Genomic DNA, 12,023 nt, shown 5'->3' on the forward strand with positions numbered 1-12,023 from the left:
CCTTAGTGTTTTTCCAGCCACGCGCCGTAGAACGACGGGCGACCCACGGCTTCAAAATTCACGCCTTTCAACCACGGCGCGCCAGCAAAGACCTGCGGTTCTTCGAAGATGGGAATCACATATGCCTGATCGAGCAGATAACGCTGCGCATCGGCGGTCACCGCCAGGCGCTTAGCCGGATCGACCTCCGACGAGATGCTCAGCAATAGCGTGTTGAGCTTGTCGTCGCGGAAGTTCTGCACCTTGTCGCTGGAGCCGCCTTTCTGCAGCAGCGCATCGCGGTTAGTCGGATAAAACTGGCTTTTCACCACGTCGGGATCGGCGCGGCCCACTTCGGAAACCACCAGCGGGGTTTTCAGCGGATCGAGGTTATCCAGCACGCGGCTGCCGGCATCACCGGCTTTTACCGCCAGCGCCACGCCAACCTGACGCCACTGCTGCGCCACCAGCTGCAGCACTTCTTTGTTCTGCGGCTGCGGCAATGACTCATAAATGGTTAACGCCAGTTTCTTACCATCCTTCTCACGAATGCCGTCGCTGCCCGGTTTCCAGCCCGCTTCATCCAGCAGTTTTTTCGAAAGCGTTGGATCGTATTTCAGCTTGTCGGCGAGGTTGACGTAACCGGCCGCCGAAGTGGCGATCACCGAGGTGGCCTGCGGATAGTTTGGTGAGAACAGGGTTTGCACCACCTGCTGCGCGTTAGTGGCGTGCAGCAGCGCCTGACGCACTTTCACCTCGCTGACCAGCGGGTTATCCGGGCGGAAGCTGATGCTGTCGTTGACGCCGCGCGTGGGTGCGGCATAAATCGGGAAGTTTTGCTGCTGCGCCTGCTTCTCGTCGTAGGCTTGCACCTGACGAATAAAGTCGGCCTGACCGGCCAGCAATGCGCCAATGCGCACACTGTCTTCCGGCGTGACGATAAACTTGATGCCGTCGAGATTGGCAGGACCTTGCTGGGCGCTGTTTTTCGGGCCCCACTGGTAATCTTTGCGCGCGGTTAAATCGACTTCGCGCCCGAGTTTTTCATCGCTGACCACAAACGGGCCGGAGCCAATGATATGGCGTGCATCGCCTAACTGATCGAAGCTACGCTGCAGAGTGCTGAGGGAAACCAGACCTGACCCAATGGTTGCGGTGCCCTGCAAAAAACCGGGGGACGGTTTTTTGAAATAGAATTTCACCGTCTGCGGATCAATAACCTCACTGCGATCGTAATTATTAATCACTTCGGAAACCGGCAGGCGCTGGGCTTTATTTCCCAGCCCGTAAGTATCAAAGTTTTTTGCCACCGCATTAGCATCTAATGGCGTGCCATCAGAGAAAGTCACGCCGGGACGAATTTTAAAGGTGTATTCGGTTTTATCGGCGTTGCTGCTCCAGCTTTCGGCAATCCACGGCTCAACCTGTAAGGTTTTTGGGTTTTGCCACGTCAGCTTATCGGTTATTTGATTCAGAATACCGCCATTCGGATAAAAGCCGCCAGCGGGTGGATAAAGGTTGGTGTGCGCCTGTTGTTCAAGATAAACCAGCGTACCGCCTTTGACCGGCGTGTCCGCCGCGTGGGCGCTAAAAATCCCTGAGAGCAGGGCTAAACTGAGCGCCTGCAAGTGAAAATGCTTAGTCATGGTGTTTCCCTTTTTTATCAAAGCTTGAGCGGTCTGATTGCATCATCAAATGCCGCATCCGGGAGTTGAACCAATGAATTGCACTAAGCTTTGCCGAAAAAAATAAATAGACATTCCAGGTCGTCATAAATGGCGACCCTACGAAAGGCCTGAACGTTTTTGTAGGGTCGTCATTTATGGCGACCGTTATTTAATGCGCGGACGGAATATCAATTTGGCGATATTTAATTATCGGCTATTCCCATTTTTCATATTCTCTATCTCGGATTTGTTGTTTTACGAATAAGCGGTTGTCACACCACACTACTCACCATATTCACTATTAAAAGGATAAGGCGCATGTCATACCGACTGAGTTTGCTGGATAAATCGCCGATTGCCGATGGAGAGACCGCCAGTCACGCGCTACATCGCACTTTACAGCTGGCGCAACAGGCGGAAGCCTGGGGCTATCACCGCTTCTGGTTGGCGGAGCATCACAATACCGATCGTCTGGCGAGCCCTTCGCCGGAACTGCTAATCGCCTGGATCATTGGACAGACGCAACATATTCGCGTTGGCTCCGGTGGCGTGATGCTGCAGCACTACAGCCCTTACAAAGTGGCGGAAAACTTCAACTTACTGGCATCGCTGGCGCCGGGCCGCATCGACATCGGTGTTGGTAAAGCGCCGGGCGGCTTGCCGCTCTCCACGCGGGCGCTGCAGCTTGGTGTCCATCTGCAGGAGAAAGGCAGCTTTGCGGAGCAGCTGACGCTGCTGGATAGCTGGTTGCAAGTGCCGCCGGTAGGCGATGAAGAGATTTTGCGCGCCACGCCGCAGCCGCCGCGTCCGGCGAATCGTTTCCTGCTGGGTGCCAGTGAAGAGAGCGCCAAACTGGCGGCTGAACTCGGCTGGCAGCTGGTATTCGCTGCGCATCACAACGGCGATCCACAGCTGATGGAGAAAGTCCTCAATAGCTATCGTCAGCACAGCAACGGCCAGCGCGCGCTGGTGGCGGTGCAGGTGGTCGTGGCAGATTCTCCGGCGGAAGCCGATCTGCTGGTGGATACGCTGCGCGTCTATCACGTCAGCGTAAAAGATGGCCCAAGCGTCAATGTCGGCAGCGTTGAGCAGGCGGAACGCTATGTGCGTCAGGGCGGCTACAGCGATTACGTGATTGAACCGCGCACGCCATCGTTGCTGAAAGGCACTGCCGCGCAGGTGCATGCCAAGCTGGATGCGCTGCATCAGAATTTCGGCATTGAAGAGTTCGTGATTGATACGCCGGTGGCTGAAGAGCAGGCGCGCGTGAAATCACTCGAACTGTTGGCCACGCACCGTTTAGTGACGGCATGATTCGCCGATTCCGGAGGCAGGTATGACGCAATTTAGCGAACATCAGCTGATCGACTGGCGGCGCGAGCTGCACAGCTGGCCGGAGTTATCCGGTCGCGAAGTCGAAACCACTGCGCGCCTGCGCCGCTGGTTACAGGACGCCGGTTTGCGTCTGCTGGACTACCCGCTGGAAACCGGCGTAGTGGTAGAAGTGGGACGCGGCGACACGCTGATTGCGCTGCGTGCCGATATCGATGCGTTACCTATTCACGAAGCCACCGGACTCGCTTACCGCTCGCGCAATAGCGGAGTGATGCACGCCTGCGGTCACGACGTGCACAGCGCCGTAATGCTGGGTGCGGCATTACAACTGAAAGCGATTGAAGATCAGTTGCCAGGCCGCATCCGTATTCTGTTCCAACCGGCGGAAGAGAACGCTACCGGTGCACGCCAGCTGATTAATGCCGGGGTGCTCGACGGCGTGCAGGCGATTTTCGGTATGCACAATGAACCCGGTTTACCGACCGGCACCTTCGCCACGCGCGGCGGCGCGTTTTATGCCAATGCGGATAAATTTATCGTACGCGTGGGCGGTAAAGGCGCGCATGCGGCGCACCCGGAAGAGGGCGTCGATAGCATTGTGGTCGCCAGCCAGATCATTCAGGCGCTGCAATCGCTCACCAGCCGAAGCTTCAATACGCTGGATAGCTTAGTGCTGAGCGTCACGCGCATCGACGCCGGCAAAACCTGGAACGTGCTGCCCGGTGAGGCTGAATTTGGCGGCACGGTGCGCACCCATGACAAGCAGGTGCGCGCCGAGCTGGAGCAGCGCGCACGCACGCTGGTAGAGAACATCGCGGCAGCCAACGGTGCCAGCGCCACCTTTAGCTGGCATCCTGGTCCACCGGTGCTGGAGAACGATGCGCGCTGGGCGCAGTTTGCCAGCCACGTGGCGCAGCAAGCCGGTTACCGCGTGCAAACCGCCGAGCTTCATCTTGGCGGTGAAGATTTCGCATTCTACTTACAGCACATCCCCGGCGCGTTTGTCAGCATTGGCAGCGCCAGCGAGTTTGGTCTGCATCATGGCGGCTTCAACCCTGATGAAGCGCTGATTGCACCCGCTGCACACTACTTTACGCAACTGGCTCAGCAAGCGTTGCAGCACCTTAATGCGCGATGTCGTGACGCCATCCTGAACTAACTCGATTCACTCATTTAATACCTGTTCTGCACGGCGACGCTCTGTCGCCGTCAGGCTGCGCCTTGGCAAAAGAGAGAACATTATGACTGCAAGACAACTGCGATTGGGCTCCATCCTGCATGGCGCATCTGGCAATATGTCCGCGTGGCGTCATCCGGCGGCGCTGGCCGATGCCAGCATCAATTTTGACTATGCCAAACACATCGCGCGCAAGGCGGAAGCGGGCAAGCTGGATTTTCTGTTTGTCGCCGATGGTCTGTTTATTAACGAAAAATCGATCCCGCATTTTCTTAATCGCTTTGAACCGCTGACGCTGCTGTCGGCGCTGGCGGGCGTCACCGAGCATCTCGGTTTGGTCGGCACCGTTTCCACTTCGTACAGCGAACCTTTCACCGTGGCGCGTCAGTTTGCCAGCCTCGATCATCTGAGCGGTGGTCGCGCCGGCTGGAACGTGGTGACTTCGCCACTGGAGGGATCGGCGAAGAACTTCTCGCGTCAGCAGCATCCGGAACATGCGCTGCGCTATCGCATTGCCGATGAGTATCTGCAAGTGGTGAAAGGGCTGTGGGATTCGTGGGAACACGATGCTTTCGTGCGCAATAAAGAGAGCGGTCAGTTCTTTGATGCCAGCAAACTGCACACCTTGAATCACCACGGCGATTTCTTCCAGGTGCAGGGGCCGCTGAACATCGAACGCACGCCGCAAGGCCGTCCAGTGGTGTTTCAGGCGGGCGCGTCTGAAGATGGCAGAAAGCTGGCGGCGCGCCATGCCGATGCCATTTTTACCCATCAGCCGACGCGTGAAGAAGCGCAGGAGTTCTACCGCGATGTGAAAAAGCAGCTGGTGGCGAACGGCCGTGAGCCAGGCGATTTGCACATTTTCCAGGGCGTCGGCGTGATTGTGGGCGATAGCGCGGAAGATGTGGAGCAGCAGTATCAAACCACCGCGGCGCTGGTTTCCATCAAGGATGCGCTCAACTATCTCGGTCGCTTCTTCGATCATCACGACTTCTCGCAATATCCGCTGGATGAACCGTTCCCGGAACTCGGCGCTATCGGTCAGAACAGCTTCCGCAGCACCACCGACGAAATCAAACGCAAGGCGCGCGACCACGGTCATACGCTGCGTCAGGCGGCATTGGAGGCTGCGACGCCGCGTCCATTGTTCCACGGCACGCCAGAGCAGGTGGCTGACGGTTTGCAGCTGTGGTTTGAGAGCGAAGCGACCGATGGCTTCATCATTCAGGGCGGCACGCCCGATACCTTCGAACGCTTTATCGATCGCGTGGTACCGATTCTGCAAGCGCGCGGCTTAACCCGTACCGAATATCCCGGCACCACGCTGCGTGCCAGCTTTGGCCTAAAAGATCCGCTTAACCAATTCACACAACAATAAGAGTCGAGAAAACGCTATGCAGAAAAAATCCCTTATCGCGCTGCTGTTGCTGGGCATGAGCAGCGCCGTATTTGCCGAGGATGTGGCGGTTAACGGTCAGAATGTCAGTGTGGAAGCCAACAAAACGCCGATCAATACCGCGAAGAATGACGCCGCTGTGGCGCAGATTCCGGCCGGACATCGCTTCGCGGTGCCAGGTTCATTCACCGTGGCCGTCGCCGCGCTCAATTCACCGCCGCTGACGGTGTTCAGTGATGACAACAAAACCCTGCTCGGCAGCGAAGTGGATATCGCCCGCTTAGTCGCCGATAGCCTGGGTTTGAAACTTAACGTGGTGCCAACCTCGTGGGAAGACTGGCCGCTTGGCGTGGCATCGGGTAAATACGATGCGGCGATCAGTAACGTGACCGTCACCAAAGAGCGTAAAGAGCGCTTCGATTTCGCCACCTACCGCAAAGATTCACTCGGTTTTTACGTCAAATCCACCAGCCCGATTAAGGCGATCACCAAAGCAGAAGATATCGCCGGACTGCGCATTATCGTTGGTTCCGGTACCAATCAGGAGTCGATCCTGTTGGCCTGGGATAAAGAGAATCAGGCCAAAGGGTTGAAGCCGTTTACGCCGGTGTATACCAAAGACGATGCGGCACAAACCCTGGCGCTGCAGTCGGGTCGCGCGGATGCCTTTTTTGGCCCCAACGTGATTGGCGCGTGGAAAGCGGCGTTGACTAAACAGACGCGTTTGGTGGGCAGCGTCGATGGTGGCTGGCCGAAAGCGGCACACATCGCGGTGACGGTGAAGAAAGATGGCGGCCTGGTGCAGCCGATCAACACCGCGCTGAATGGCGTGATCAAGAACGGTGATTACGACAAGGTGCTGAAGCGCTGGGGGGAAGGCGTCGAGCGCATCGACAGTTCCGAAATCAATCCAGCCGGCTTGGGCGACTAAGGAGGCCGCATGAGCGAGCAATTTTTCCGCGAAGTGTCACCGGAAGCGCCGGAGCTGCAGCCGATTTTGACTGGACTGTTTGGCGAGTATACGGCGCGCTACGGCGAATTCTTTACCAGCCAAAAAGAGGTTGAGCTGACCGAATGGTATTTGCCGCCGCGCGGGCTATTTATTGTGCTGGAGCGCGACGGCGAGATTATCGCCATGGGGGCTTACAAACCGTATGACGCGGTGACCGCCGAGTTCAAGCGCATCTGGACGCGCAGCGATCTGCGTCGTCAGGGTTTGGCGCTGCTCATCCTGCAGGAACTGGAGCGGCGCGCGCTGCGCGCGGGTTACCAGCGCGTGTTTCTCACCACCGGTTTCCGCCAGCCGGAAGCGGTGAAGCTGTATATCGGCCACGGTTATCAGCCACAGTTTGAGCTGCTGGAGGATATGGAGATCTACAGCCGCCCGCCACACGATGGACGCTTGCGCTTCCTGAAAGTGATTGATGTGCATAGCGTGGCGCAGGCCAGCTAAGGAGTAACAATGAGCGATCAACAACGATTAACCGTGGTGCCGGCGCGATATCCGGCACGTACCGTCGGCGCGATTGTCGCGCTGTTTATTCTGGCCAGCGTGATCGATTCCGTTGCCTTTAACCCGCGCTGGGAATGGGGCGTGTTCGCCAAATGGTTTTTTGATCCGGTGATCCTTAGCGGTTTAGGGCAAACGCTGCTGCTAACGCTGTTTGGCACTATTCTCAGCCTGATCTTCGGCGGCCTGCTGGCGCTGGCGCGGCTTTCGTCATCGTGGCTGCTGAGCACGCTGGCGTTCGGCTATATCTGGCTGTTCCGCTCGCTGCCGCTGATTGTGGTGCTGATCATCCTGTACAATTTCTCCTATCTATACGACACGCTGTCGCTCGGTATTCCGTTTACCGCGCTGTCGTGGGGCCATTTCCAGACCATCAACGTGCTCGGCCAGTTCCCGGCAGCGGTGATTGGGTTGACGTTGGTGCAGAGCGCCTACAGCGCCGAGATCATTCGCGGCGGCTTTTTGGGTGTCGACCACGGTCAGTTTGAAGCGGCATCGGCGCTCGGTTTGTCCTCAACGCGGCGTACTTTCCGCATCATTCTGCCGCAGGCGCTACGCGCGATCATTCCTACTACGTTTAACGAAATTATCAGCCTCGCCAAAGGCACCTCAATGGTGTACGTGCTGGCGATGCCGGAGCTGTTTTACACCATCCAGATGATCTACAACCGTACCCAGCAGGTGATTCCGCTGCTGATGGTCGGTGCCGCCTGGTATCTGATTATCACCACCGTGTTGTCACTGCTGCAGCACAGCGTTGAGCGCTGGCTGGCACGTAGCGTCACGCGTGAACCACAGCCGTCGCGCTGGCGTCAATGGCGTAACCGCAGCGCCAAACCTGCAACCGAGGAGCTCTCCCATGTCCGAAGCCATTGATTACCGCAAGAATCTGCATACCGCTGGCGCGATTAGCATTACCGGCGTGAGCAAATCGTTCGGCAAGCTAAAAGCGCTGGATGACGTGTCCCTGGAACTGGAACCGGGATCGGTCACAGTAATCCTCGGTCCATCCGGTTCGGGTAAATCGACGCTGCTGCGCACCATTAACCATTTGGAGCGCGTCGATGAAGGGTATATCCAGATTGATGGCGACTATATTGGCTACCAGCGGCGCGGCGACAAGCTGTATGAGCTGAAGGAAAAGGCGATTCTGCGTCAGCGCATCAACGTCGGCTACGTGTTCCAGAACTTCAACTTGTTCCCGCATCTGACGGTGCTGGAGAACCTGATTGAAGCGCCGATTGCGCATCGTCAGCTGTCGCGGCGTGCAGCTATCGATCGCGCGGGCGATCTGCTGGATGTGGTGGGGTTGCGCCACAAAGCCGATGCCTGGCCGCGTCATCTCTCCGGCGGTCAGCAGCAGCGTATCGCCATTGCGCGGGCGCTGATGCTCAATCCACGCGTGATGCTGTTTGACGAACCGACATCGGCACTCGATCCCGAGCTGGTGGGCGAAGTACTGGACGTGATTAAAAAGCTGGCGCGTTCCGGTACCACGCTGGTGATTGTGACGCATGAAGTGGGTTTTGCACGTGAAGTGGCCGATAACGTGGTGTTTATGGTCGACGGACGCATTGTTGAGCAGGGCAGCAGCCATCAGGTGCTGAATCAGCCGCGCCATGAGCGCACTAAACGTTTTCTGGCGCGGGTACTTTAATGCAACGTGTAATTATTACAGCGCTACTGAGCGCGATGTTGGCCTCGCCGGCTATCGCGGCAGAAACGCTGGATGCCAAAAATAACGAAACGCCGATCAATATTGCCGCCAATCCGCAGGCGATTGCCAAAATTCCGGCCGATTTTCATTTCGTCAATCCAGGCTATTTAACGGTAGCGACTACCGCGATGAATTCACCGCCGATTGGGTTGTGGGCGTCGGATAATAAGACGCTAATTGGCAGCGATCCGGATATGGCGCGTCTGCTGGCGGATAGTCTGGGCCTTAAATTGAAACTGGTGCCGGCGGCGTGGGAAGATTGGCCGCTGGGCATAACCGCCGGACGCTATGACGTGGCCATGTTCAATATTGCGGTGACCGAGGAGCGCAAGAAGAAGTTCGATTTCGCCACCTATCGCGCGGATAACCACGCGTTTGCGGTGAAAACCAACAGCGCGATTACCGCAATCAAAGGGCGCGAGGATGTGGCGGGTAAACGCATCATCGTCGGTTCCGGTACCAATCAGGAGCGTATTCTGCTCGGCTGGGATGAGAAGAACCGTGCGCAGGGCTTAGCGCCGGTGCAACCGATTTATCTCAATGATGATGCGGCGGCAACGCTGGCGCTGCTTTCCGGACGCGCGGATGCGTCGTTTGGCCCGCAGGCGCTGGCGGCATGGAAGGTTGCCTCACGCGGACAAACCAAAATCGTCGGCCACGGCCCGTTCCGCGCATGGGTGGCGGTAACGACGAAGAAAGGGAATGGCCTGGACGTGGCGCTGCAGCAGGCGATTAACGGCGCTATCGCCAGCGGCGAGTACAAACAGGTGCTGGCGCGCTGGGGTGAACAGGAGGAGGCGGTTGAAACATCTCAGGTTAATCCAACGGGCATTGTTTATCAGTAATTGTTTTTAATTGGCCTGATTTTGCGAGAAAGCTCACGATGTAAAAGTCGTGGGCTTTTTTGTTTTTATTTAGGTGGCTGCGCATTTTATTGCGCCATTTAATAAGTGATTGCGCTTAGTGGTATTTTTTTAATTTCCACTTCTTATGGCAAACGCTAATGTTTTTAAATAATTGCTGTGCCACGATACTGATGGTTTTGGGCGAGTGCGGTGTTTAACGTTCACCATATTAAAAGGGAGTTTGATGATATGGCTTACCGTCGACCTGCATCACCCAATCAATAGCAAACAAGATTGGGGTGAAGTAATGTTAGCTGAACCGTTAAGTAAAAGCGTTATCAATTATTCGTGCCGTCGACCTAAATGCGATCAAGGCGGACAACCACCGCGCGGAGGAAAAGGAATGCAAGAACGTGTTAAAAGGCTGGAAGATAACGTGACCGTATTGGTCGCGGATGTGGCAGTTATTAAGTCGAACTATGCCACGAAACAGGATGTGGAAGCCGTTAAGGCGGATGTGGCGGTAATCAAGTCAAATTATGCGACTAAGGAGGATGTGGCTGCGGTGAAAGCGGATGTGGCGGTGATCAAGTCCAATTACGCCACTAAAGAGGATGTTGCGGCGATAAAGGTAGATTTGTATAAAGCGATGATGACGCAAACTAAATGGATGGTGACTACCCAATTTGTAACCTTAGGAGCGGGTCTTTCACTTGCGAAATTGCTGTTTTAATGAGTATGCCTTGTACCGGTCGCCATTAATGGCGACCCCATGAGATCGTAAGGTGCGCATTAATGCGCACCGGGTAAATAGTAATTTATATTTTCGCTTTTTTAATCCATAGCGCTGCATCGGCCACGGGAAGCGGTCGGGCAAAATGATAGCCCTGGAACAAGTGACAACCTTTATCGCGCAGGTAAGTGAAATATTCCTCGCTTTCGATGCCTTCGGCGAGGACCTTCATCCCCATTTCACGTGATAGCTCAATGGTTTTCTGCACTACAATTGCCGATGATTCATTCTTGAATATTTGCATAATCAGCGATTTATCAATCTTTATATCATCAATGGCGAAGTCGCTAATTGATTTCAGCGACGAATAGCCTACGCCAAAGTCATCAATCGCCCACTTGATACCTAGCTGGCTAAAGTGGCTGATAACATCGCCAATGCGCTTTTGATCGTAAATAAACGTCGTCTCAGTGATTTCGAACTTCAAGCGTTCAGGTCGAATTTTGTAATGTGACAGTGCCAGTAACGTGTCCTGAGTAAAATCTCTGTGCATTAACTGCAGTGGACTGATGTTAATAGAGAAGACTAAATCGCCCAGATATTGCGCACGATCCCATTCGGCGATTTGCTGCAGAGTGCGCTCCATGACCCATTTACCGATTTCGATAATTAAGCCGCTTTTCTCCGCGACGGGAATAAATACTTCAGGGGAGATAAATCCTTTGGCAGGGTGCTTCCAGCGCAGTAGCGCTTCGAAACCAATCAGCTTTTTATCGCTGTCGACCTGAGGCTGGTAATAGAGCTCCAATTGGTTTTTACCCATCGCCAGCGCAAGCTCACGTTTGATTAGGTCAGTTTCAGAGTAGTTACCGCGCAGGGTAAAGGCGGTTAATAACAGTGAAATCATCGGTACTGCGCAGTTTACGATATAGAATCCCGACTCTTGCGGGAAATTAAAGTGGAACTGTTTGAACTGCCAGGTCAAGCCAGTCGAAATGAAAAAAAGATAAACCGCCAGACAGATTAGCGGAAATATCTTGCTTAAATAGGGTGATTGCTGACGTAACACCAACGCCGATCCCACGGTTAATGCAATCAGATAGTTGTATTCGGAGTGTTTTTCAATCGCATGACCATTATCCAGCAGAAACAGTAGTATTATGATCAGTAACAAAGCATGGACGATGACATACAGATGTTTATTCAGCTGGTCACGAAAAGCGGCTGCTGAAATATAAAATCCAAAGGCGGTGCTCAAGCAATATAGACCTGCAATCTCATTGTGCCCGCTGTAGAAATTGCTTACCACCATATAGGTGCCGGCTAAAATGCTGGAAAACCCTGCAATTAATAAGGTTAAGCGTAATTTTTTCTCAGGACTGTCACCTTGTAAAATAAAGGGCAGGTTCTTTACCATAGAATATCTGGAATTAAAATAAGAGATCATCTGGAGTTCTCATTTCTTTACTGTCATATTAATTTAATATTTTGCTATAACTATTCTAGGGTTAAGCGAGGCGAGTGCCATAACTTTTTGCTGAAATTTTACATTTGGCTGAGCTGATTTAAAATTTGGCCCAGGCAATGACAATTGTCTAATTTCTTCTGCTCAGGTGGTTCAAGCGTTCAGCAATTTTGCTCAGTGCGCGATGAGCTAAACGCAT

General features: G+C 54.5%; 11 protein-coding genes. 9 read left to right on the forward strand and 2 right to left on the reverse strand.

From position 1 onward, the window contains the following. Positions 1-2: 2 nt before the first annotated feature. The gene (locus AC790_RS22985) at positions 3-1,625 is read right to left on the reverse strand and encodes a TIGR04028 family ABC transporter substrate-binding protein (RefSeq protein WP_049853348.1); all 1,623 of its coding nucleotides are present in this window, start codon (positions 1,623-1,625) and stop codon (positions 3-5) included. 339 nt (positions 1,626-1,964) lie between these two features. On the opposite strand from AC790_RS22985, the gene AC790_RS22990 reads away from it, so the two are divergent. The 9 genes from AC790_RS22990 to AC790_RS23030 all read left to right on the forward strand — a co-directional run bounded on the left by AC790_RS22990 (position 1,965) and on the right by AC790_RS23030 (position 10,359). Then, on the forward strand, positions 1,965-2,960 hold the full coding sequence (locus AC790_RS22990) for an MsnO8 family LLM class oxidoreductase (RefSeq protein ID WP_009128467.1): 996 nt from the start codon (positions 1,965-1,967) through the stop codon (positions 2,958-2,960). Between the two features lie 22 nt (positions 2,961-2,982). Then, complete coding sequence (locus AC790_RS22995) at positions 2,983-4,140, forward strand: amidohydrolase (protein WP_049853349.1); 1,158 nt, start codon at positions 2,983-2,985, stop codon at positions 4,138-4,140. A gap of 82 nt (positions 4,141-4,222) precedes the next feature. Beyond that, entirely contained in the window at positions 4,223-5,536 is a 1,314-nt protein-coding gene (locus AC790_RS23000) for an LLM class flavin-dependent oxidoreductase (RefSeq protein WP_049853350.1), read from the forward strand. A 16-nt stretch (positions 5,537-5,552) separates the two neighbouring features. Further along, positions 5,553-6,485, forward strand: coding sequence for an ABC transporter substrate-binding protein (locus tag AC790_RS23005; protein ID WP_009128463.1), 933 nt, complete (start codon positions 5,553-5,555; stop codon positions 6,483-6,485). A 9-nt stretch (positions 6,486-6,494) separates the two neighbouring features. Further along, entirely contained in the window at positions 6,495-7,007 is a 513-nt protein-coding gene (locus tag AC790_RS23010; RefSeq protein ID WP_009128461.1) for a GNAT family N-acetyltransferase, read from the forward strand. A 9-nt stretch (positions 7,008-7,016) separates the two neighbouring features. Further along, the gene (locus tag AC790_RS23015) at positions 7,017-7,940 is read left to right on the forward strand and encodes an amino acid ABC transporter permease (RefSeq protein WP_049853351.1); all 924 of its coding nucleotides are present in this window, start codon (positions 7,017-7,019) and stop codon (positions 7,938-7,940) included. Then, the gene (locus tag AC790_RS23020) at positions 7,924-8,721 is read left to right on the forward strand and encodes an amino acid ABC transporter ATP-binding protein (protein WP_049853352.1); all 798 of its coding nucleotides are present in this window, start codon (positions 7,924-7,926) and stop codon (positions 8,719-8,721) included. Before AC790_RS23015 ends, AC790_RS23020 begins: the two co-directional genes overlap by 17 nt. Then, positions 8,721-9,626 carry an ABC transporter substrate-binding protein gene (locus AC790_RS23025; protein ID WP_049853353.1) on the forward strand — a complete coding sequence of 302 codons (906 nt, stop codon included), beginning with the start codon at positions 8,721-8,723 and terminating at the stop codon, positions 9,624-9,626. Before AC790_RS23020 ends, AC790_RS23025 begins: the two co-directional genes overlap by 1 nt. Positions 9,627-9,870: 244 nt before the next feature. After that, on the forward strand, positions 9,871-10,359 hold the full coding sequence (locus tag AC790_RS23030; protein ID WP_235440767.1) for a hypothetical protein: 489 nt from the start codon (positions 9,871-9,873) through the stop codon (positions 10,357-10,359). Between the two features lie 85 nt (positions 10,360-10,444). On the opposite strand, the gene AC790_RS23035 is transcribed toward AC790_RS23030, so the two are convergent. Further along, positions 10,445-11,776, reverse strand: a complete 1,332-nt coding sequence (locus tag AC790_RS23035; protein ID WP_235440768.1) for a bifunctional diguanylate cyclase/phosphodiesterase — start codon at positions 11,774-11,776, stop codon at positions 10,445-10,447. Positions 11,777-12,023: the final 247 nt, after the last annotated feature.

It is taken from the genome of Pantoea sp. RIT-PI-b (assembly GCF_001187905.1).
Classification (GTDB): Bacteria; Pseudomonadota; Gammaproteobacteria; order Enterobacterales; family Enterobacteriaceae; genus Pantoea; species Pantoea nemavictus.